A 20,555-nucleotide genomic window follows, 5' to 3' on the forward strand; every position below is an offset into this window, starting at 1 on the left:
TTCAACATATATATTATCACTTTTTTGAGAGTAGGATAAATTTACGAATATGATTATGCTTGTTATTATCTTTTTAATATTCATATTTAGTTTTGATTTTAATTAACCGTTCTTACTAATTACAACTTATAACTCACCGAAAACAGAATTACTCTAGGTAAAACAAAAGTTCGTCGTTCGCTAATCATAAAATCAGAAAAAGAATAATCATTTTTGGCTTTAATGTTTAGCATGTTGTTTACGGTTAATTCAAAAACAAACGGACTATTTTTCTTTTGGTGTCGAATGGAAGTGTTAGCTGTTTCAAAGAAATTATCTTGATTGTTGTTATTTGTATTTCTAAGGTTTTCATAACTTAATTTGTAAATCCAGTCTTTTAGGAAAGTCACTTCAAAATCGGCATTGAAACCATCCGATTGAAAGTTTGATTTTGTAATTCCTGAAAATTGGCTGAAACCTTTGGAGTATCTAAGATTAATGTCGGGCCATTTTTTATAAGAAGTTTTCACAGAAACGCCAATGTTTTGATTATTTCTGTCATTGGAAGTTGTGATACTATTTAGCGTTTGGATGTAATTGAACCAACTTAAATTTCCATCAAGTTTCAAGGTAAATCGATAGATTTTTTTACTTACTGAACCATTAAAACGCCAGTTGGTTTCGGGATTATCAGTAAGAATTGGTGTGTTGAATTGATTAATACCATCGAGTTCGATTTCGTTTCGAGTGGTTTTTACTTTTTTGTTAAAACTTGCCATAGCATTAATCATAATGCCTCGATACATATTCATTTTTGAGTATCTAAGATTAGCCGAATGATAGCGTTCGTTTTCCAACAAAGCATTTCCTCTGAAAACTGAATTATAACTTTGCAAGGTGTATTGATTGGCGAGTTGACTTACTTCTGGAAAAGTATTGGCTAAACGATAGATGAAGTTCAATGTTTCTGATTTGTTGAATTCAAAATCGCTATTCCATTGCGGTTGAAATAGTGTTTTTGACAGCGAATAATCAGCACTTGGTTGGTTCGTTTTTAATTGATACCAATGCCAATAAATTCCAGGTTTATTCGTCCATTTTCCAATTTTGAATTTGTATTCCATTCCCAGATAAGCATCATTCAAATTGTAGCGAACATCGTTCCCAAAACCTGCCGAAGAAAAATCGTTGATTGTTCCACCGGTGATAAGCTGTTTTTCGGAAGTGATAAAACTTGAGTAACCATAATTATTTCCTGCAACAGAATACAAATGATTGAAATTATTGATAATCCAATAATGCTTGAACATTGCATCAACGCTGTTGTTTTTTACTTTTTTGATTTGTTCAATCGTATAATTATCATCAGTTTGCAACGGAATTAATCCCGATAAAAACGGTTGATCGGTAAACCATAAGTTTTCTGGCGTATTATTTTCATACGCTTGATTGACTACAAATGTTGTGGTATGATTGCTATTGTTGTATTGTTTGTGCCATTCGACGTATTGTTTTACCGAAACATTATCGGCTTGGCTGATGGTTTTAAAGGTGTTTTCGTTAAGATTCGTAACCGAATTAATTACATTATTAATATCATTGGCACTTGATTGATATTGTGCATTGTAATACCATTTTTCTTTGTTGTTAGGATTGTAATCTAATTTGATATTTCCAATACCGAGAACGGAGCGATTGTCATTATTTTGAAGTTGATTTTCAAACGTAACCGAATTGCTTTGCAAGTATTCATTATTGCTTTCTGCTTTGGATTGCATAAAAACATTGGAAAAAATCCCGTAACCTGAAACAGATAGTTTTTTAAAAGCATCAACACTAAAATTCAACGCGCCAAATTGCGATTTGTTTTGAACTACATCGGTATTGTCATTAACGAAAGAATATAAATTGGTAAACGATTTTCTACCCGAAAGAAAACTGCTTACGCCACCTTGAAAACGCATTAAATCTTCAAACGAAAACGTACTTCGCCCGATGTTATTCATATCGCCAATGAAACTCACATTAGTCTTTGGCGAATAATAAAACAATCCAGCGTGAAGCAAATTAAACTCGTTGTTACCAACACCAGCTTCGATATCGCCAAAGATGAATTTCTTTTTATCTTCTTTTAGCTTGATGTTCATGGCTAGCTCATCGCTGTCTGAAACTTGCTTCATAAAACCAACTTCGTTAAAATGGTCGATGACTTCAATTTTATCTACGGCATCAGCGGGAATATTTTCTACAGCCAATTTACTTCCGCCACCAAAAAACGATTTGCCTTCAACAAGCATTTTAGTTACTTTTTTTCCTTGAACAGTAACATTGCCTTTTTTATCGACTTCAACTCCGGGTAATTTTTCTAATTGTTCTTTTAGCTTTCGTTCATTACCATTAGCAAATGCTTTTACGTCATAGGTAATTGTATCTTTCTTGACGATTATAGGTTTATATTCGTGCTTAATGACAATTTCTTTTAGTTTTTGACCAGTAGATTTCAGTTTGAAATTGTGTGTTGTAATGGTTGAATTGGGTTCTACGACAAGTACTTCTTCAATAAAACTGATGTAAGAAGCCGTGACTTCATATTTTACACCTTTGTCCAACTCCAATCGATATCGACCTTTATTATCGGCAATGGCAAATTTTAACGTGCCGTTTTCGCTTTTGGGCAATGCAATGATATTGGCACTTTCCAGAGGATTGTTGATAGAATCGGAAACCACACCAGTTATAGTGTGGGTTTGGGAGAAGGAAAATGAGGTTAAGAATAATAAATAATACAGGATTCGATACATTAACTTTTATTGTTATTTTAAAAACCTAATTCAGTTCCTATTTGTTGTAGTTTTTTTGTGTATTCTTCTTCTGTTATTTTTGTTCCTTTATTGGGTTTTTCAATAACAATTGGTTGTTGGCTATTTAGTTGAATTTTGGTTGCTGTAAATCTTACTTTTCCAGCAATAACTTCAAGTACTAAACCTGGTAAACCAATATATTTAGTTGGACCAAATTGAACAGGTATTTCAGGTGTGTACCAAACTTCATCAATCAAATTTTTATTATCATTTTTAGCAATATATTTAGCTTTGAAGCAAGTATAATTACCAATTTTTTTAGTTTCACTAGTTAGTTCCCAATCAAGAAATTTAGAAGAAATTAGAAAAAGTTCACCAAAACTTTCTTTTTGGGTTAATGTAGATTTTTCTATACTATTTGAATAAAATATTCCATTGCCTCCACCAACAATTTCTAAGAATTTTGGTTTTGGCTTTTTGTTTGCATCAGATTGCATCTCGTTTTTGGCATTTTTATAAATAGCTTCATTGCCATTAAACTCTAAGATGAAGTGAGCTGGTTCGTTGGAAAAAATTTCAAGAAGTGCTTTTTGTTCAGATACGTTTTTACTTGTTTTAGCAATATTCTTGGTAATTTCAGAAGAAAGCGATTCAACAGTATATTCAACAACACCTGAAATAGTATGCTGTGAAAAAGAAAGCGAACTAATTAGTAAAAAAAGAATTCTAATCATTTAATTACTTTTGTTTTATCATTGATTGCAATGTTTCCATTCGCTCATTTACAATTTTGTTGTAATCGTTTTGTGAAATAGATTTTTTACATTTTTTTATTTTTCACTTTCACGTAAAAAGGCATCTCTTTTTTTTCTACGTTCCTTGAGTATAATCAAAAACTCTTCATAAGGAGTTCGAAGACCTTTTGTAGTAATGTTAATTTTTTTTGTTATCTTCTTTATGGATTTTAATCCAAAAGTTGTATTCTTTTCGTTTAATTCAAAAACTAGGCCTGGTAATCCAGAACTTTCCTTAGGACCATATGAATATGGAAATTTTGGACAAAACCAAGCAGTTACATCAAAATCATTTTCTTTTCTGTATGCTTTGTAGCATAAATAGCCATTAATTAATTTTGTTTCTTTTGTTACAGTCCAATTTTTTATAATTTTTTTGTAAATTAAAAATTCATCATTCTTGTACAATCTGCCATCATCAGGATTGTTAAAGTAAATTGTTTTATCTTTTAAATTAGTAAAAACAGGTTTACTACAACCTATTAGCATTTTTATAAAAGAATTTTTATTGTTGTTACCAATATTCATACTCTCATCAACATAGAAGGAACTTATAGTATCATTAAAAAGTAATTTGGGATAAATTGTTTCTGAATTTGTTTGAGCTTCAATAAATTTATTCCTTAATTCTTTTCTCATTCCAGATAAGAATTCTTTATCAAAACTAACTGTAACACTATAAGTCACTTCAAAATTACTTTCTTGTGAGTATAGAAAGTAATTTGTAAAAAGAATAATAATTAAAATTGCTTTATTTTTCATTTTTTGTTTATTAAAGTTTAAAGAACACTACCTTGTCAGGTGTCATTTTATATTTTTAAATAGTAAAAATATTGTGATATAGGAAGTTTAACTGAGTTAAACTTCCTATTATTTTAATTAAGGTGTCCAGCCATATGTATCATACATACATTCTTCCCAAGCAGCATTAGCAAAGAATTCAGCTTGGTTTTCTGGTAAACCATGATCAGTCAAGTATTCCATATCTAATACATATGCATCATAACATGGAAGTCCTGTTTTTTCTCTCGCAATGCTTGTAAAGGAAAAACTTACTAGCATTATTAAACTAAAAAGTACTTTTTTCATTTTGTTTAATTTAAAATTAATAAAAAATTTTCAATCACAAAATTTATAGTCGTTGTGTTTAGGCTTTGCCCGACTTACAGATTTTAAGTAAAGCTAACAATGTGCTATGTTTTATAACCATTCCGTCATATTTTTCCGTTTTCTTTTATCGATAACGAAATCATCAGGCAATGTATTGCATCACTTTTTCTAAAACTGTATTTTAATTACCACCTTCATTAGATGGTGGATTGTCATCATTATATCCTCCTTTACCCCAATCTGGTTTAGGATCAGGTTCTAAATCTCGTTCTAGGAATGCATTATTACTATTTGAGTTTTGTGTATTTGTTTCTAATTCATCTGCTGTACATGAAACAAAACACCACACGATTCCTATCAACAAAGCATATTTTTTCATAATTATTTTTTTATACAATTAAACAATTATGAACGCTGCCGGCTTTGTTCATTTATATCATCAAACTAAAGAAGGTTTTTTGTTTTTTTCAAGAAGAGTAACTGCTGATTCATAAAATTTTTATGAATCAGCAGTTGAATTTTTGTGTTTAAAATATTGATTTTAAGTGTTTTAAAATTAATTATTGGTGTTTTTGAAGAAATAAGAAATAAACACTTAAATTTGTTTAAAATCGTAAGTTTTTTTATATGTTTTTTATGCTTAAAAACCGTTTCTTATTTTTTTCTTTTTGTTTTCTGATGGTATTTTCAGGAAATGTATTCGCGCAAAAAAAGGATTCGTTATCTAAATATTCATACGTTGATTTACATTATCGCATTATGGATGCCGAAAAGGATTCGCTTCAACTGCATGCATATCTTAAAGAATACAGGCATAGAGCTTTTAGAGAGAAAAATAACGAAAGAATAAGTGCTTACTATAAGAATTTTGTCTTTCAGCAAAAGGAAGAAAAGCAGTTAACTTTTATAGACAGTGCGTTGCCTTATGCTTTTAAAACTAAAGATAAAGCAGTAATAGGTGATGTCTATCTTACCAAAGGAATATTGTTTTATAGTATAAAAGATTTTCAAAAAGCATTAAATAATTACTTGAAAGCGAATGAGTATATTTCTCAAACCGATGATATATATAATAAAAAGCGCATCAAGTATCAAATAGGTATTGTTAAAAACTATTTGGGTTATTATGCGGATGCAGCTAGTTTATTTCAAGAATGTATTGAGTATTATGGTCAGGACGAAACGTATAATATGCAAAGAGGTTATGTTAAATCTATTGAAGGTTTAGCTTGGTCTTACACTAAAATGAATCGAGTTAAGGAAAGTAATCAAGTTTTACAAACTGCATTACGATCGGTTGAAAAAAATAACTTTTCTAAACTTGATGGTCATTATATTGTTTTTAAACAAGGAATCAATGATTATTTCTTGAAAAATTATAGCGAAGGAATTCGTAAAATAGAGCAAAAAATACCTTTTTTATATGAAAACGAAGATTTTGCATGGGCAACAGTGGGTAACTTTTATATTGGACAATCTTATTGGGATATGAAAGAAAAAGAAAAAGCAATATCCTATTTTGAAAAAGTAAACCAAGCATTTGAAACCAAAAAATACACACATCCCGATGTAAGGAAAAGTTATGAGTTGCTAATTTCTTATTATAAATCAAAAAATGATAAGAATAAGCAGATTTACTATATAGAACAATTGGTAAAAGCGGATAGTATTTACAGTCAAAATCACAAACATCTTATTCATAAAATACATAAAGAATATGAAACCAAAGATTTGTTGCAAGCCAAAAAAGAATTGGAAAGGTCATTGTTTGTTGAAAAATATAAAACAGGAATAATTTCTGGAGTAGCTTTTTTTATCCTAATAGCAAGTTTAGTTGTTTATTTTCAACAAAAAAAGAAAGCAAAAAAAGTAGCGCAAGAATTAATTAGAAAAATTGAAAGCATACAAAAGCAGATTGTAGAATCGTCTGAAGAATTGAAAATTATACCTAAGACAAATAATATCAACGACGAAACGGTGTTAAAAATTTTAGAAAAATTAACTGGTTTTGAACAGCAACAAAAATTTCTAAAACCAGATGTTACATTAGAAAAACTAGCGAATGATTTCGGAACAAACACATCTTATCTTTCCTCAGTAATCAATTCACATAAAAATCAAAAATTTAATGATTACATCAATAGCTTGAGGATAAATTATGTTATTAATGAAATGGTAATCAACAGTAGTACCGATTTTTTTAGATATTCCATGGATGGAATCGCACAGCATTTGGGATTTAAAAGCGAAAACACTTTTTCAAGAGCTTTTCAAAAACATACAGGTATAAAACCTTCAGTATTCATTAAAGAACTTTCTGAAAAGCAACATTTAAAAAGTGCTTGATAAATGTTTTTTATTCAATTACATTTTATGAATAATAAAAATAGTAGGTCGGTTGTGTAAATCGACCTTTGTTTTTTTCCAATCGGCTACGCGAAGTGTTTTAATGTATTCGGTTGGTAAAGTAATATCGGCGGCAATGCACAAAAGCGTGTTGGGTTGTAGTGTTTGCAACAAATCTTCCATCAGTTTGTTATTTCGATAAGGTGTTTCAATAAAAATCTGGGATTGGTTTTTGGAGTTAGATAGATTTTCAAAACTTTTCAATGCTGATTTTTTTTCACTTTTATCAATAGGCAAATAACCGTTAAAAGCAAAACTTTGTCCATTCATTCCGCTTGCCATCATGGCCAATAGGATAGAAGATGGACCAACCAAAGGTACGACTTGAATGCCATTTTCATGCGCCAATTTCACGATAACCGCACCAGGATCAGCAACGCCAGGACAACCAGCTTCACTCATTAAACCAATGTTTTCGCCGTTTAAACAAGGCGAAAGCATGGATTTGTGTTCTGTTGCTTCGGTTCTTTTGTTTAGAAGAGAAATTTTTAAATCGGCTTGCACTTTTTCGGGATGAATGGCTTTGATGAATTTTCGAGCGGTTTTTTCGTTTTCAACAATATACGTACCGATGAAATCAATTGCTCTTTTTACCGTTTGAGGCAAAACATCATCGGGATTATTTTCGCCCAAAGTTGTTGGAATTAAGTATAGTTTTCCTTTTAATGGGGTTGTTTTCATTGGTTACGAATGTTTTTCAATCAATTTTTTTGCCAAAATATCACAAGTTTCGTCCAGCATTTGATATACCATGTCAAATCCGTTTTGTAAACCATAATAAGGATCAGGAACGTCAACATTTTCACCAGGAAACAATTGATTTAGGATTAAATCTACTTTGGCTTTTTGTTCCTCATTTTTAGCTAATTCGATAACGTTATCATAATTGGAATTGTCCATCACGAAGATATAGTCAAAAGCATCAAAGTCTTTTGAAGTAAACTGTCTTGCTTTTTGGTTTGAAATGTTTAAACCGTTTTTCAAAGCGGTATCGATGGAACGTTTGTCGGGTTGTTTACCAATATGGTAATTTCCAGTTCCGGCAGAATCGATATAGAATTTATCTCTTGGTAATTTAGAAGCCAAAATTCCTTCTGCCAGTGGCGAACGGCAAATGTTTCCTAGACATACCATTAGAATTTTTACAGACATAATTGAATAAAAAAAGAGCGAGTTTTTTAAAACTCGCTTGGATTATAAGGATAATTTTTTGTGAATATCTTCTACAAATTTTTTGAATTGTTTGTCGGTAGAAACTAGATTGTCAACGGTTTTACATGCGTGCAAAACGGTAGCGTGATCACGATCGCCAATTTGCGAACCGATATTTGCCAACGAAGCTTTGGTGAATTTTTTAGCAAAAAACATAGCTAATTGTCTGGCTTGTACTACGTGACGTTTTCTAGTTTTAGATTGCAAAGTGTCAACATCTAACTGGAAATAATCCGAAACTACTTTTTGGATATAATCGATAGAAATTTCTCTTTTTACGTTTTTAACAAATTTCTCTACGATACTTTTTGTTAAATCCAAAGTCACTTCCTTTTTATTGAAAGAAGATTGAGCAATTAAAGAAATAATTGCACCTTCCAATTCACGAACGTTAGACTTGATGTTTCTAGCTACATATTCAATGATTTCATCTGGCATTTCAACTCCATCACGATACAAGATGTTTTTCAAAATTGAAATTCTGGTTTCGTAATCCGGTTGATGTAATTCGGCAGATAAACCCCATTTGAAACGAGACAATAAGCGTTGCTCAATATCTTGCATATCAACAGGTGCTTTATCCGAAGTAAGAATTACTTGTTTTCCGTTTTGGTGTAAGTAGTTGAAAATATGGAAGAAAACATCTTGCGTTCCTGATTTTCCTGAAAGGAATTGAACATCATCAATAATCAACACATCAATTAATTGATAAAAATGAATAAAATCATTACGGTTATTTTTCTTTACCGAATCGATGTATTGTTGTGTAAATACTTCGGCAGAAATGTATAAAACTGTTTTTTCCGGATATTTGTCTTTAATTTCAACACCAATTGCGTGAGCAAGATGTGTCTTTCCTAGACCAACACCACCAAAAATCAATAACGGATTGAATGATGTTCCACCAGGTTTATTAGCAACTGCCATACCTGCTGAACGAGCCAAACGGTTAGAATCTCCTTCAAGGAAATTGTCAAAACTATAATTTGGATTAAGTTGTGATTCTATTTTTAAATTTCTAATTCCCGGAATTACAAAAGGGTTTTTGAGTTCAGGGTTTAGGTTTTTAAACGGTGCGTCAACTTCTTGCGATTTAATTGGACTTCTGTGTGCGCTTGGTAATTGTTCTGTGAATGGTTGTTTATTGCCATAAGTGTTCTCCATTTTGATTTTATAGAGTAACTTTGCATTTTTACCAAGTTCTTTTGTTAAGGCAACCTTCAACAGTTTCACATAATGTTCTTCAAGCCATTCGTAGAAAAATTTACTAGGTACTTGAATATACAAAGCGTTATCAGTAAGTTCAACTGACTTAATCGGTTCAAACCAAGTTTTGAAAGCTTGCTCTTGAATATTGTCCTTTATAAATGCTAGACAGTTTTCCCATACCGATTGCGCAGTTTTGCTCATAAGATTAATAAAAAAAATGTTATTATTGTTAGGTTTTTAATCAAAAATGAAGACGAATATCTTCATTATTTTTGGGGTAACAAATATGTGAATAAAATATTTTAAAAAAAACTTAATTGGTATTGATTTTTTAAAAATATTGTTGTAAAGAAAATAAAAATATAATTTAAACCATATAAAAAAAGTATGAAAGAACATAAAGTTCAACTAAGAGTTAGATATTCTGAAACAGACCAAATGGGAGTTGTTTATCACGGTAGTTATGTGCCTTATTTTGAGATTGGACGCGTGGAATGGCTTAGAAACAAAGGGATTTCATATAAAGAGCTTGAAGAAAGCGGAATTGCATTACCCATAGTTTCGATGCATTTAAATTACAAAAAACCAGCTCGTTATGACGACTTACTTACAGTGATAACTAAGTTCAAGTCGCAAAGCTCAGTTAAGGTGGAATTTGATTGTGAGATTCGAGGTGAAAATGATGAGTTATTAACAACGGCTCATTTTATTTTGGTTTTTGTAGATGTAAAATTAGGAAAACCTATTGCTCCGCCGAAGCATATTTTGGAATTGTTTAGCGAACTGGAATAATCGTTAGGAATTATATATTTTTTATCCCGATTTCAAACAAATTATTAAAAATGTCGAATATCATTTCGGCATTTTTTTTTCGGGTTGCGATGACAATTTTACAACTTTCATTCATTTCTTGGGAGACAATTTCGAGATTTTTTTCTTTGATGACTCGCATTACTTTATTCATGTTTTTATAATCAAAAGTGACTTCAAAAGTAACATCTATCGTTTTTTCTATAATTTGAGACTCTCCCAATGCCATTTGTGCTGCTGTTCGATAAGCTGAAATTAATCCGCCAACGCCCAGTTTTACACCACCAAAAAAACGAACAACCACTACCAAAACATTGGTAATGCCAAATGACTGAATTTGTCCATAAATCGGCATTCCTGCTGAGTTGCTTGGTTCGCCATCATCATTGGCTCGATATTGAATTTTGTCGGTTCCGAGTTGGAAAGCATAACAAAAATGGACTGCGCCGTGATGTTGCTTTCTTAAAACGTCTAAATGTTCTTTGATTTCGTCTTCATTGGTTACAGGAAAGGCATAACCAAAAAATTTGCTGTTTTTTTCTTTATACAGAATTTCGGTCGACGGAAAAGCAATCGTATTATAGGTGTCAGTCAAAAAAGTAAACATTGAAAATTGCTATTGCAATTGTAATTGATTTTTAAAAAGGTAAGTGTTTTTGATCAAACAAATTGACAACATCTTCCTTACCAACTTGCAAATTCCAAACGTGTATTCCTAAAGCTTCAGCAGCATCGGTGTTTTCTTTTTTGTCATCCACAAAAAGCGTACGTTTTGGCGATAAATCGTGTTTGTTTAAAATGGTACTGAAAATTTCAGGTTGTGGTTTTCGCATTCCCATTTCATAAGAATAATATACTTTTTCAAAACAACGATAAAAATCAGTGTAGAAAGACATGCCAACTTTGTGTTCAAATCGATTTATGTGGATTGAATCAGTATTGGTCAATAAAAATAAGCGATAACGCGTAGAAAGCATTTGTAAGAATTCTAATCGATACAGCGGAAAATCACCGATAATTGAATTCCAAGCTTTGATAATTTCTTCTAAACTGGCATTTGGAATAAATTTTTGAAAACTTTCTATAAATTGTAATTCGGTGATTTGTCCTTTTTCAAATAAATCATTTTTTGCTATTAATTCTTCATTTGGTCCATTCAATCCTAGTTTTTTAAATTCTTCGATTGATTTTTCTTTTTCCAAATTGATAAAAATATCACCAAAATCAAAAATAATTGCGTTAATCATGATGTTTAAAAATAGTTAGTTCGTCATTTTGAATTGTTGTCACTTCAGAATTTTCTTTTAAAACAGGCGATTTTACACCTTCTTTTAACTGGATTTTACTTCTGAAAACTCGGGCTTCATCCCATAAATTTTCATTGATAAAAGTTTCTAAAGTTGTCGTTCCGCCTTCGATTATTACTGATTGTATGTTGTTTTTATACAAAATGGCACAAATTTTTTCGGCGAGGCGATTCTCAAAGATAACATTTTCATATATACAATTTTCATCCGAAAGAATATTTTCTTGCTCAGTTATGAAAATGGTTTTCGTTTTTTTATCTTTTACGTAATATGAACTGTCAATTTTTCCAGTTCTGTCAATAACAATTCGAATTGGATTTTTTCCGTTCCAATCGCGAACGTCCAATTTTGGGTTATCATCAAGAACGGTTTTGGTACCAATTAAAATAGCTTGTTCTTCGCTTCGCCATTTGTGAACCAATTGTCGCGAAAATTCGTTAGACAACCAAACTGGTTCTTTTTTGTCGCGATGTAATGGAGCGATAAAACTATCAGCGCTTTCTGCCCATTTCAATATAATATAAGGACGTTTTTTGTTGTGAAACGTAAAAAAGCGTTTGTTCAACTCGTTGCATTCGTTTTCAAGAATGCCAACAGTAACATTTGCGCCATTTTCTAGCAACCGTTTGATACCATTTCCAGCTACTTTTTCGTTGGGATCAACGGTTCCAATCACTACATTTGGAATTTTATGTTTGATAATTAAATCACAACACGGTGGCGTTTTTCCAAAATGACTGCACGGTTCAAGCGATACATAAATAGTAGATTTTGATAAAAGCGATTTATCTTTTACCGAATTTATAGCGTGAACTTCGGCATGAGCTTCGCCTGATTTTTGGTGCCAACCTTCGCCGATAATTGTTCCGTTATGGACAATTACGCTACCAACCAACGGATTAGGATATGTCGTTCCCAAACCGTTTTTTGCTAATTCAATACAGCGTTTTATGTAAAATCTATTTTTCGTTTTTGACAAGTGAAGTGATTTTGAAGAATAACTTTTCTCATTTTTTAATTTGTTCAATTATCTCTGTCACATTAGTATCATCAAATTTTATTACATTATCAATTCTTCCACTTTTGGTGAAATATACAATAGGTTTGTTTTCTAACAATCCTCTACTAATTAATAAAGACAAACTATCTTTGAAAAAGTTTTTTTTGTTAGTTTTTATGTTTTTAAAAATTAAGTCCGTTTTATTTGTTAAGTCAGAATATATGAATAAAAGTGAGTCATTATTTATTTCTTTTTTAGAAAAATCAATAATTTTACTTGTACATGAACCACATCCCATTGCGGGTATTATTATTATAGCTTTTTTATTTATATAAAAATGTTCTTTTTTAAATAAATCTTTTAATGCTTCTTCTTGTATTTTATATTTATTATTGTTGTTTTCACATGATAACAGTGAAAATAAAAAAATGCAGATGTAAATTTTCATTATTAAATTATTGATTTTTTTTTAACTCCAATAGAGTATATTTTATGTTTTCTGATTTCTCTTGTGGTAAATTAGAACAAACAAATAGACCTTCTTTAGTTATAAAATTTGAATAAAAACGTAGTTTGTTGTCAAAAAAGGTCTCTCCTATTTTGTTTAGTTTTTCGTCTAAAATTAATATTGACATTTTTTCAAAATGATTTGCTTTAGAAGCAAGGTTGTCATCTGTTTTATCTATTTCAATACCAGGATAAAAAAAACGATAATAAACATTTCTATATTTGTCATAAATAATTTCTGTAAAGGAAGAATATGTTACTGTGTTGTAAAGAGCATCTTTCATTTTAATTTCTTGAACACTAGTTTTTTTATGAAAAGATCTTAAATTATCACTTTGTACATTTAATTCTTTTGATTTTTGATTTTTTGTATCATATACAATTATTTTATTTGAATTATTGAATGAAAAAACTATTTTTTCATTTGCAAAACAGTATGAATAATTAGGATCAAAGAAATCGGAGTTTACATAATTTTTTGGAAACATAAGGTTTAAGTTTACCAATTTATCTTTTGTTAAATCAAATGAAAAAAGCAAGCTTAGTTCTTTTTCTTTTTCAGTCAAGCTTGTGTACAAAGTTGGAGAAAAATATAATTTGTTATTGATTTTTTTTATTGGTTTTTCATTTCTTGAGAATAGTTTAAAAATTTCTTGTCCTGTTTTTTTGTCTATATAATCATAAGGTATTTTTTTTATTATTTTACCGTTAAAATCCGTCAAGTAAAAGATATTTTCATTTATGTTGCTACAAATGAATGTTTTGTTGTCTAAGATTGAAAATCCATGAATTGTAGAAGTAAATCCATTTTTAACATCGAAAATAATTTTTTTTTGTATTTTTCTATTATTTAAATCAAAAACAATTATTTCGTTTGAATTTGTTGTCACATTGTTAGTTAAGTAATATAAAAAATCACCATATTTATTTTCATTGTATTCTATACAAGAAGAAGAGATTAAGAAATAATCTTCTTTTGGTAATTGTATAACTTTTGAAGAAATAAGATTGTATTCATATTTTTTTTTGTTACTGCAAGATTGAAGTAGAACTAAAAAAATAAACAGATATTGAATTTTTTTTTTCATAAAAAATAATAAAAAGCCATTATTATTTTTTTTAAATAATAATGGCTTTTGGTTAGAAGTTATTATATACAAGATCTTCCTGTACCAGCAGCAGAATGACAAGTTGGAGCAGTTGCGCTTGGGGTTGTCCAACAACAGCTGCCCAATAATGTTGTCGTTTGGCTTGGACCTTGTTGACATCCACATTTGTCTTTAATGTCTGGACCGTCAGCAGGAGACAAAAATGTAGATCTCATCTGCCTGTTGTTTTCGTAAAAAGAATAAACATCTCCATATTTATTTTGATAAAATTTTAAATCATCAAATTGTATTTGTTGACCAAATACTACGAAGCAAGTAAAAAATAAGATTAAAAAATTTTTTTTCATAATTTGTTTCTTTTAAGTTAAAAATATATTTTTACTAAAATAAAAAATAATTATAAACAAATGATTAAAAATTTTAATTTTTTTCTTTTTACTTTTTTTTCTTCATACGCGAATTGTCAAAATATTAATCTTGACTATCTTTTGGCTAATCAAATAATAGAAAGTAGGGTAATAAAAATAAGCGGAGTTAGTCTGTTGGAGAATACAAATTATCAATTGATTGATTTTCATCTAAAAAAATTACGTTTCAAAAAATCAAAGACATTTATTTCAAAAGATAATCTTAATGATAAAATAACACTTTCTGAAAAAGAAGGTATTGATATTATTAATCAAATAATTAATGATAATAATCATAGTTGGAAAGCTGAAATGATTGACTCAGCCGATATTGTTGACAATTATAGTTCTAGAGAAGCGATGAAAAAGAAAGATAAAAAACAAACTTTGATAATAATTTCTAAACCAGTTTTCATACGTGACAAAACAATTGCTATTGTTTATTTTGGTAATTTTATTTATTACAAGGAGTATGGCTATAGTGATTTTTGTTTTTACAAATTAATAAATGGTGTTTGGACAAAATGGATCGAGATTAGCAGTTGGAAAGATGAGAAATGATTTTTAAAAATTATAAACACACCTTTCTTCAAGCACTTTCTTCTTTATATGATGAAAAAGAAATCGAGAGTTTTTTTTATCTCACGTTAGAAAAATTACATCAAAAAAAGCGAATTGACTTAGCATTACAACCTGATTTAATGATGGATGAAGTGCAGTTAACTCAATGGGAAACTGTTTTAGCGGAATTGAAAATCTTCAAGCCGATACAATATATTTTAGGCGACACAGAGTTTTATGGTTTACCATTTTTAGTGAATGAAAATGTATTAATTCCTCGACCAGAAACGGAAGAATTGGTGGAATTGATTTTAGTCGAAAGTAGAAAGTCGAAAGTAGAAAGTCTTAAAATTCTAGATATTGGAACGGGTTCGGGTTGTATTCCTGTTTCTTTGAAAAAGAATTTGCCTTCGGTTGAAGTTTTTGCCATTGATGTTTCTACAAATGCTTTGGAAGTTGCTCAAAAAAATGCTGAAATCAATGGAGTAGAAGTTAATTTTATTCAAACGGATATTTTAAAAGTTAATGACTTAAAAAATCTTCCAACTTCCAACTCCAAACTTCCAGCTTCTTTCGATATCATCGTTTCCAATCCGCCGTATGTTCGGAATTTGGAAAAAGCAGAAATCAATCCAAATGTTTTGGAATTTGAACCGCATTTGGCATTATTTGTAGAAGATAATGATGCGCTTCTTTTTTACAGAAAGATAACTGAATTAGCTAAAAATCATCTATCCGAAAACGGAAAGCTATATTTTGAAATCAATCAATATCTAGGAAAAGAAACGGTTGTTTTGATAGAAAGTTATGGTTTTAAAAACGTTCTGTTGATTAAAGATATTTATGGAAATGATAGAATGATTTCGGCTAGTTATTCATAACGCAACGCTTCAATAGGATCTAATTTTGATGCTTTTATTGCTGGATAAGAACCCGAAACTACGGCAACAATAAAACTAGTCGCAACCGCAGCAATAATGGCTTGCCAAGGAATTACAAATAACCAACCAGCGGCAAGACAAATTAGATAACCAATCAAAATTCCGAGGATAATTCCAAACAATCCACCAAGTTGTCCAATGGTTAAAGTTTCTATGAAAAACTGAGTGGCAATGGTGCTTTTTTTCGCGCCTAATGCTTTTCTAACGCCAATTTCACGCGTTCTTTCGGTTACCGATACAATCATAATATTCATTAACGCAATCGATGAACCAAGAATGGTAATGATTCCCATAACCCAAGCTGACATGTTTAAAACGCCAGTCATTTCGGCAATACGGTTGGCTAAATCTTCGCTTTTTGAAATTCCGAAATTGTTTTCTTCTACTGGATTTAGTTTTCTCACTTTTCGCATCGTGATGGTTGCATTGTCAACAGCTTCATTTAAAAGTTCTTTTTTGTCGACCATGGTGCTAATAGTGTAATTTACATTAGGCATTGAAAACATAGAACGCGCCACTTGAATTGGTATTAAAACTCTCAAATCTTGACTGTTGCCAAAAGTGGAACCTTTTTCTTTTAAAACACCAATTACTCTGAACTTTGCACCACGAATGGAAATGATTTTGTCTATTGGATTTACATCTTTGAATATGCCTTTTGAAGCAAAATCGGAACCAATAACGCATGCGTAAGCATTATTATTGATATCGAAAACGGTAAAATTTCTGCCGTTTTCTATTTCTAAACCCGAGTTTTGAACAAAGATTTCATCTACACCAAGAACGGAAATTTCGGGATCGGTTTTTTTGTTTTCGTATTTTACTTCGGCAGTTGTGGTTGCCGTAAATGAAACCGATGTATTGGTTAACGGATATTTGTAGTTTTCTTTGAATGCTTTGGCTTGTGGATAAGAAATAATTGGGTTAATCTTTTCTACTTCATTTCCGCCGCTTCTTCGGGTTGCGTTTTCATAGCGGTTGATGTTGAAGGTATTGGAACCCATTGAAGCGAAACTGGAATTCATATTGTAATCAATAGCGGTAACGATGGTTAAAATACCAACCAAAGCCGTAATTCCAATAGCAATGATAACAATAGTTAACACTGTTCGAAGCAATTGTGTTCGGATGGAACCCAAAGCTACTTTTATATTTTCTCTAAATAGTCCTAGCATAATGCAAATTTGACACTAAAATACAGCTTTTGTTACAAGGTTTTAAAAAAAAGTTGGGAGTTGGAAGTTAGAAGATGGAAGATTGGCTTGTTGAAGAAATAAAAATCTATACTTTGAAATTAAATCTAAAAGAAAAGATTTAAAAATGGTTTAGAAATTATGATATTTGCGGAATAATATTAGATATCTGATATCAAATATTTAAAATCTAAAATTTAATATTGAAATGGCACAAAAACCAAGTATTCCAAAAGGCACAAGAGATTTTTCACCGGTTGAGGTTTCGAAACGTAATTATATCATGTCGATTATGCGTTCGCATTTTGAGAAATTTGGTTATCAACCGATAGAAACGCCAACGTTTGAAAACTCTGAAACCTTAATGGGAAAATATGGGGAAGAAGGTGATCGACTTATTTTTAAGATATTGAATAGTGGAGATTATTTAGAGAAAATTTCAGAGGAAGAATTAGCCGAAAAAAATACTAAAAAGATAACTTCTAAGATTTCTGAGAAAGCACTTCGTTATGATTTAACGGTTCCGTTTGCGCGATATGTTGTTCAACACCAAAATGAGATTGAGTTTCCGTTTAAGCGATATCAAATTCAACCCGTTTGGCGTGCAGATAGACCTCAAAAAGGAAGATTTAGAGAGTTTTATCAATGTGATGCTGATGTTGTTGGTTCTACTTCGCTTTGGCAAGAAGTGGAATTGGTTCAATTATACGATTCAGTTTTTGCAACATTAGGTTTGAATGGCGTTACAATTAAAATCAATAATCGAAAAATATTATCGGGAATTGCGGAAGTGATTGGTGCTTCGGATAAACTGATTGATTTTACGGTGGCTTTGGATAAATTGGACAAAATAGGCGAGGAAGGCGTGAAAAAAGAAATGCTTGAAAAAGGAATTGCTGAAACAGCGTTGGAAAAAGTACAGCCGTTGTTTCATTTTTCGGGAAGTATAGAGGAGAAGTTAGACAAACTTTCTGCGATGCTTTCTTCCTCTGAAGAAGGGATGAAAGGAATTGAAGAGCTTCGTTTTATTTGTGAAAACGTAATGAATCTTGGTTTACAGAAAGCTAATTTAGACTTGGATGTGACTTTGGCTCGCGGCTTGAATTACTACACCGGAGCTATTTTTGAAGTTTCGGCTCCAGAAGGTGTTGCGATGGGTTCTATAGGTGGCGGTGGACGATATGATGATTTGACGGGTATCTTTGATCCAAAAAGTAAATTGAGTGGTGTGGGGATTTCGTTTGGATTGGATCGAATTTATTTGGTTTTGGAAGAATTGAATTTGTTTCCAGAAACGGTTTCGGTTTCGACAGAGGTATTGTTTTTTAATTTGGGCGAAAGCCAAGCATTGGAAGCGATGAAAGCCATAACTGTTTTGAGAAAAAATGGTGTTAAAGCGGAAATGTATCCTGATGCAGCGAAGGAAGACAAGCAGTTTAAGCATGCGCAACGACGTGCTATTCCTTATATAGTTAAAGGGATTGAAGGTGAACTGTTTTCGGTGAAGCATTTAGTTACTGGAGAGGCGTTTATGGTCTCTGTAGAAGACTTAATTGGTAGATTGAAGTAGTGATTTTCTTCTTTACTATTTGATTTATTGTTTGCGATTTACTTTGTAGATTAATATAATTTCTAAAACCCTAGTGGGATGCTCCAAAACCCCACGGGGATACTCTAAAACCTCACGGGGATGCTCTAAAACCCCATGGGGATACTCTAAAACCTCACGGGGATACTTTATTTAGTTAACGGGATGCTTTATTTAGCTGATGGGATACTCTGTTTAGCTAACGGGATGCTCTGTTTAGCTGATGGGATGCTCTATTTAGCTAAGGGGATACTTTATTTAGCTAATGGGATGCTCTGTTTAGCTGATGGGATGCTCTGTTTAGCTAACGGGATGCTCTGTTTAGCTGATGGGATGCTCTGTTTAGCTAACGGGATGTTCTGTTTAGCTAATGGGATGCTCTGTTTAGCTAATGGGATACTTCATTTAGCTGATGGGAAGTTTTATTTAGCTAATGTTTTGGATTTTATTTTTTTTGAAAAAAAAAACCGTCTGTAGGAGACGGTTTTTTTAGATTTGGGGGGTGTCAAAATTTATAAAAAACTACTTAATTATTATTTTTTTGCTTAGGCTTCCATTGTTTGTTGTTATTTTAACAATGTATGTTCCTGTGCTTACTGATTTTGTAGGTAATGCAATATTGGTTTGGTCTAGTTCTTCTACTTCCCATGATTGGATGTGTTGTCCAAGGATGTTGAATAGTTGTACCGATTGTGCATTGGTTTCTAACAACTGATTTTTGATGTTGATAGTATTTTCTTGGTTGTTGAAGAATACTACAAATCCTGTTTCTAGGTTGTTTTCGTCAGTGTTTAATGAGCCGTTTTCAGTAAATCTTAAAGAGAAACGGTTTTCCACTGTTCCGGCTGGTAGGTTGATTACAAACGGGTTTTGGTTGATGTTGTGATATGTATTTGTTACATTATCATGGATGAACACGTTTTGGTCGTTTTTAAAGTTTTCTTTGTTATCGATAACGAATTTTACGTTTCCTGCCACTGCGTTTTTAACTCCAAGTGGGTAGATGTTGTTTACATTGAAATGTCCTTCGCCTTGGATGTTTAGTTTTATGTTTCCGTTGATGAAATACATATCGTTATTTAATTGGTCCATACTGATACCATCGTAACCTGGATCATAGTTTGCTGTAGCATGTTCGTTCATGAAGCCAAGAAGGATTTGTCTGTGGTAGTTATTAGCCGAGTTAAAGCCTAATCTAATTTTCATGAATTCTTCACCTTCAGGTATTATGTCTTCGCTATTGTTGTTGCTTGGTGTAGCAGCAGTTGTAGCAGCAGTTGTTCTGAATAGCGTAAATGATTCTGTATTGTCTTCTTTAATGAAAAGTCTTTGAGCATTTTCAAATCTGATCGTTCCACCGGTTGTTGAACCGTTTACAAAGAAGCCTTGACCTACTGGAATAAATCTTGAAGGCGTTTTGCTACTAGAGCCTAATCCGCTGATTATTGCAGGAGCAACAGGAGCTGTTCCGCCAGTTTTGGTATAGGTTGCATATCCACCTTGGTAGGCTACAGTATTGTGTGAATTGTTTGTACTGTAGTGTTCCCAGAAGTATAATGTTCCATCGATTGCTGCAATATTGTCGTCAATGAATTGGTTTGCATCGATTGCAGAAGGGTAT

22 protein-coding genes are annotated in these 20,555 nt (G+C 31.5%); 6 read left to right on the top strand and 16 right to left on the bottom strand.

Going from position 1 to position 20,555, the window contains the following annotated elements; genetic code table 11:
- Window positions 1-119: 119 nt before the first annotated feature.
- The 5 genes from IAI56_RS12765 to IAI56_RS12785 all read right to left on the bottom strand — a co-directional run bounded on the left by IAI56_RS12765 (window position 120) and on the right by IAI56_RS12785 (window position 5,045).
- Window positions 120-2,780 carry a TonB-dependent receptor gene (locus IAI56_RS12765; RefSeq protein WP_187658236.1) on the bottom strand — a complete coding sequence of 887 codons (2,661 nt, stop codon included), beginning with the start codon at window positions 2,778-2,780 and terminating at the stop codon, window positions 120-122.
- Between the two features lie 17 nt (window positions 2,781-2,797).
- Window positions 2,798-3,514, bottom strand: a complete 717-nt coding sequence (locus IAI56_RS12770; RefSeq protein WP_187658237.1) for a GLPGLI family protein — start codon at window positions 3,512-3,514, stop codon at window positions 2,798-2,800.
- Between the two features lie 96 nt (window positions 3,515-3,610).
- Window positions 3,611-4,336, bottom strand: a complete 726-nt coding sequence (locus IAI56_RS12775) for a GLPGLI family protein (protein WP_187658238.1) — start codon at window positions 4,334-4,336, stop codon at window positions 3,611-3,613.
- Window positions 4,337-4,453: 117 nt separating this feature from the next.
- On the bottom strand, window positions 4,454-4,663 hold the full coding sequence (locus IAI56_RS12780) for a hypothetical protein (protein ID WP_187658239.1): 210 nt from the start codon (window positions 4,661-4,663) through the stop codon (window positions 4,454-4,456).
- 202 nt (window positions 4,664-4,865) lie between these two features.
- A complete protein-coding gene (locus IAI56_RS12785; RefSeq protein ID WP_187658240.1) occupies window positions 4,866-5,045 on the bottom strand; it encodes a hypothetical protein in 180 nt (59 codons plus the stop codon).
- Between the two features lie 398 nt (window positions 5,046-5,443).
- On the opposite strand from IAI56_RS12785, the gene IAI56_RS12790 reads away from it, so the two are divergent.
- Window positions 5,444-7,030: a response regulator transcription factor gene (locus IAI56_RS12790; protein ID WP_187658241.1), complete on the top strand. Its 1,587-nt coding sequence runs from the start codon at window positions 5,444-5,446 to the stop codon at window positions 7,028-7,030.
- 18 nt (window positions 7,031-7,048) lie between these two features.
- On the opposite strand, the gene IAI56_RS12795 is transcribed toward IAI56_RS12790, so the two are convergent.
- The 3 genes from IAI56_RS12795 to dnaA are packed head-to-tail and all read right to left on the bottom strand — an operon-like array spanning window position 7,049 to window position 9,712.
- The gene (locus IAI56_RS12795; RefSeq protein WP_187658242.1) at window positions 7,049-7,771 is read right to left on the bottom strand and encodes an SAM-dependent methyltransferase; all 723 of its coding nucleotides are present in this window, start codon (window positions 7,769-7,771) and stop codon (window positions 7,049-7,051) included.
- A gap of 3 nt (window positions 7,772-7,774) precedes the next feature.
- Window positions 7,775-8,242: a low molecular weight protein-tyrosine-phosphatase gene (locus tag IAI56_RS12800; protein ID WP_187658243.1), complete on the bottom strand. Its 468-nt coding sequence runs from the start codon at window positions 8,240-8,242 to the stop codon at window positions 7,775-7,777.
- Between the two features lie 42 nt (window positions 8,243-8,284).
- The gene (gene dnaA, locus IAI56_RS12805; protein ID WP_169522985.1) at window positions 8,285-9,712 is read right to left on the bottom strand and encodes a chromosomal replication initiator protein DnaA; all 1,428 of its coding nucleotides are present in this window, start codon (window positions 9,710-9,712) and stop codon (window positions 8,285-8,287) included.
- A gap of 186 nt (window positions 9,713-9,898) precedes the next feature.
- Here dnaA and IAI56_RS12810 point away from each other — a divergent pair, with 186 nt between their 5' ends.
- Window positions 9,899-10,303 (top strand): acyl-CoA thioesterase, encoded by a 405-nt coding sequence (locus IAI56_RS12810; RefSeq protein WP_187658244.1) that lies wholly within the window; start codon window positions 9,899-9,901, stop codon window positions 10,301-10,303.
- 10 nt (window positions 10,304-10,313) lie between these two features.
- Here the strand turns inward: IAI56_RS12810 and IAI56_RS12815 are convergent, their stop codons facing one another.
- The 6 genes from IAI56_RS12815 to IAI56_RS12840 all read right to left on the bottom strand — a co-directional run bounded on the left by IAI56_RS12815 (window position 10,314) and on the right by IAI56_RS12840 (window position 14,459).
- Entirely contained in the window at window positions 10,314-10,928 is a 615-nt protein-coding gene (locus IAI56_RS12815; protein ID WP_187658245.1) for an IMPACT family protein, read from the bottom strand.
- Between the two features lie 31 nt (window positions 10,929-10,959).
- Complete coding sequence (locus tag IAI56_RS12820) at window positions 10,960-11,568, bottom strand: HAD family hydrolase (protein WP_187658246.1); 609 nt, start codon at window positions 11,566-11,568, stop codon at window positions 10,960-10,962.
- Window positions 11,561-12,607 (bottom strand): bifunctional diaminohydroxyphosphoribosylaminopyrimidine deaminase/5-amino-6-(5-phosphoribosylamino)uracil reductase RibD, encoded by a 1,047-nt coding sequence (gene ribD / locus IAI56_RS12825; RefSeq protein WP_187658247.1) that lies wholly within the window; start codon window positions 12,605-12,607, stop codon window positions 11,561-11,563. Before ribD ends, IAI56_RS12820 begins: the two co-directional genes overlap by 8 nt.
- A 28-nt stretch (window positions 12,608-12,635) precedes the next feature.
- Complete coding sequence (locus IAI56_RS12830) at window positions 12,636-13,076, bottom strand: hypothetical protein (protein WP_187658248.1); 441 nt, start codon at window positions 13,074-13,076, stop codon at window positions 12,636-12,638.
- A gap of 7 nt (window positions 13,077-13,083) precedes the next feature.
- Window positions 13,084-14,223 (bottom strand): DUF4221 family protein, encoded by a 1,140-nt coding sequence (locus IAI56_RS12835; protein ID WP_187658249.1) that lies wholly within the window; start codon window positions 14,221-14,223, stop codon window positions 13,084-13,086.
- A gap of 62 nt (window positions 14,224-14,285) precedes the next feature.
- Window positions 14,286-14,459 (bottom strand): hypothetical protein, encoded by a 174-nt coding sequence (locus IAI56_RS12840; protein ID WP_187658250.1) that lies wholly within the window; start codon window positions 14,457-14,459, stop codon window positions 14,286-14,288.
- Between the two features lie 192 nt (window positions 14,460-14,651).
- Here IAI56_RS12840 and IAI56_RS12845 point away from each other — a divergent pair, with 192 nt between their 5' ends.
- Together IAI56_RS12845 and prmC are read left to right on the top strand one after the other, a co-directional pair.
- Entirely contained in the window at window positions 14,652-15,212 is a 561-nt protein-coding gene (locus tag IAI56_RS12845) for a hypothetical protein (RefSeq protein ID WP_187658251.1), read from the top strand.
- The gene (prmC, locus tag IAI56_RS12850; protein ID WP_187658252.1) at window positions 15,209-16,093 is read left to right on the top strand and encodes a peptide chain release factor N(5)-glutamine methyltransferase; all 885 of its coding nucleotides are present in this window, start codon (window positions 15,209-15,211) and stop codon (window positions 16,091-16,093) included. Before IAI56_RS12845 ends, prmC begins: the two co-directional genes overlap by 4 nt.
- Here prmC and IAI56_RS12855 read toward each other — a convergent pair.
- Window positions 16,084-17,328 (bottom strand): ABC transporter permease, encoded by a 1,245-nt coding sequence (locus IAI56_RS12855; RefSeq protein ID WP_187658253.1) that lies wholly within the window; start codon window positions 17,326-17,328, stop codon window positions 16,084-16,086. The genes prmC and IAI56_RS12855 overlap by 10 nt on opposite strands.
- Before the next feature lie 226 nt (window positions 17,329-17,554).
- Here IAI56_RS12855 and hisS point away from each other — a divergent pair, with 226 nt between their 5' ends.
- Entirely contained in the window at window positions 17,555-18,916 is a 1,362-nt protein-coding gene (gene hisS / locus IAI56_RS12860) for a histidine--tRNA ligase (protein ID WP_187658254.1), read from the top strand.
- Window positions 18,917-19,099: 183 nt separating this feature from the next.
- Entirely contained in the window at window positions 19,100-19,411 is a 312-nt protein-coding gene (locus IAI56_RS12865; RefSeq protein WP_187658255.1) for a hypothetical protein, read from the top strand.
- 45 nt (window positions 19,412-19,456) lie between these two features.
- On the opposite strand, the gene IAI56_RS12870 is transcribed toward IAI56_RS12865, so the two are convergent.
- Window positions 19,457-20,555, bottom strand: a 1,099-nt coding sequence (locus tag IAI56_RS12870) for a T9SS type A sorting domain-containing protein (protein WP_187658256.1), incomplete at its 5' end; no start/stop codon positions are given.

It is taken from the genome of Flavobacterium macrobrachii (genome assembly GCF_014486675.1).
Taxonomy (GTDB): Bacteria; Bacteroidota; Bacteroidia; order Flavobacteriales; family Flavobacteriaceae; genus Flavobacterium; species Flavobacterium macrobrachii.

What these genes read in the sequence shown, in the direction of transcription:
- prmC (WP_187658252.1), top strand. Translation starts at nt 15,209, where the DNA reads ATGATTTTTAAAAATTATAAACACACCTTTCTTCAAGCACTTTCTTCT.
- IAI56_RS12795 (WP_187658242.1), bottom strand. Translation starts at nt 7,771, where the DNA reads ATGAAAACAACCCCATTAAAAGGAAAACTATACTTAATTCCAACAACT.
- IAI56_RS12790 (WP_187658241.1), top strand. Translation starts at nt 5,444, where the DNA reads ATGGATGCCGAAAAGGATTCGCTTCAACTGCATGCATATCTTAAAGAA.
- IAI56_RS12845 (WP_187658251.1), top strand. Translation starts at nt 14,652, where the DNA reads ATGATTAAAAATTTTAATTTTTTTCTTTTTACTTTTTTTTCTTCATAC.
- IAI56_RS12815 (WP_187658245.1), bottom strand. Translation starts at nt 10,928, where the DNA reads ATGTTTACTTTTTTGACTGACACCTATAATACGATTGCTTTTCCGTCG.
- IAI56_RS12800 (WP_187658243.1), bottom strand. Translation starts at nt 8,242, where the DNA reads ATGTCTGTAAAAATTCTAATGGTATGTCTAGGAAACATTTGCCGTTCG.
- IAI56_RS12840 (WP_187658250.1), bottom strand. Translation starts at nt 14,459, where the DNA reads ATGAGATCTACATTTTTGTCTCCTGCTGACGGTCCAGACATTAAAGAC.
- dnaA (WP_169522985.1), bottom strand. Translation starts at nt 9,712, where the DNA reads ATGAGCAAAACTGCGCAATCGGTATGGGAAAACTGTCTAGCATTTATA.
- IAI56_RS12865 (WP_187658255.1), top strand. Translation starts at nt 19,100, where the DNA reads ATGCTTTATTTAGCTGATGGGATACTCTGTTTAGCTAACGGGATGCTC.
- IAI56_RS12780 (WP_187658239.1), bottom strand. Translation starts at nt 4,663, where the DNA reads ATGAAAAAAGTACTTTTTAGTTTAATAATGCTAGTAAGTTTTTCCTTT.
- IAI56_RS12820 (WP_187658246.1), bottom strand. Translation starts at nt 11,568, where the DNA reads ATGATTAACGCAATTATTTTTGATTTTGGTGATATTTTTATCAATTTG.
- hisS (WP_187658254.1), top strand. Translation starts at nt 17,555, where the DNA reads ATGGCACAAAAACCAAGTATTCCAAAAGGCACAAGAGATTTTTCACCG.
- IAI56_RS12765 (WP_187658236.1), bottom strand. Translation starts at nt 2,780, where the DNA reads ATGTATCGAATCCTGTATTATTTATTATTCTTAACCTCATTTTCCTTC.
- IAI56_RS12775 (WP_187658238.1), bottom strand. Translation starts at nt 4,336, where the DNA reads ATGAAAAATAAAGCAATTTTAATTATTATTCTTTTTACAAATTACTTT.
- IAI56_RS12855 (WP_187658253.1), bottom strand. Translation starts at nt 17,328, where the DNA reads ATGCTAGGACTATTTAGAGAAAATATAAAAGTAGCTTTGGGTTCCATC.
- IAI56_RS12830 (WP_187658248.1), bottom strand. Translation starts at nt 13,076, where the DNA reads ATGAAAATTTACATCTGCATTTTTTTATTTTCACTGTTATCATGTGAA.
- IAI56_RS12835 (WP_187658249.1), bottom strand. Translation starts at nt 14,223, where the DNA reads ATGAAAAAAAAAATTCAATATCTGTTTATTTTTTTAGTTCTACTTCAA.
- IAI56_RS12770 (WP_187658237.1), bottom strand. Translation starts at nt 3,514, where the DNA reads ATGATTAGAATTCTTTTTTTACTAATTAGTTCGCTTTCTTTTTCACAG.
- IAI56_RS12810 (WP_187658244.1), top strand. Translation starts at nt 9,899, where the DNA reads ATGAAAGAACATAAAGTTCAACTAAGAGTTAGATATTCTGAAACAGAC.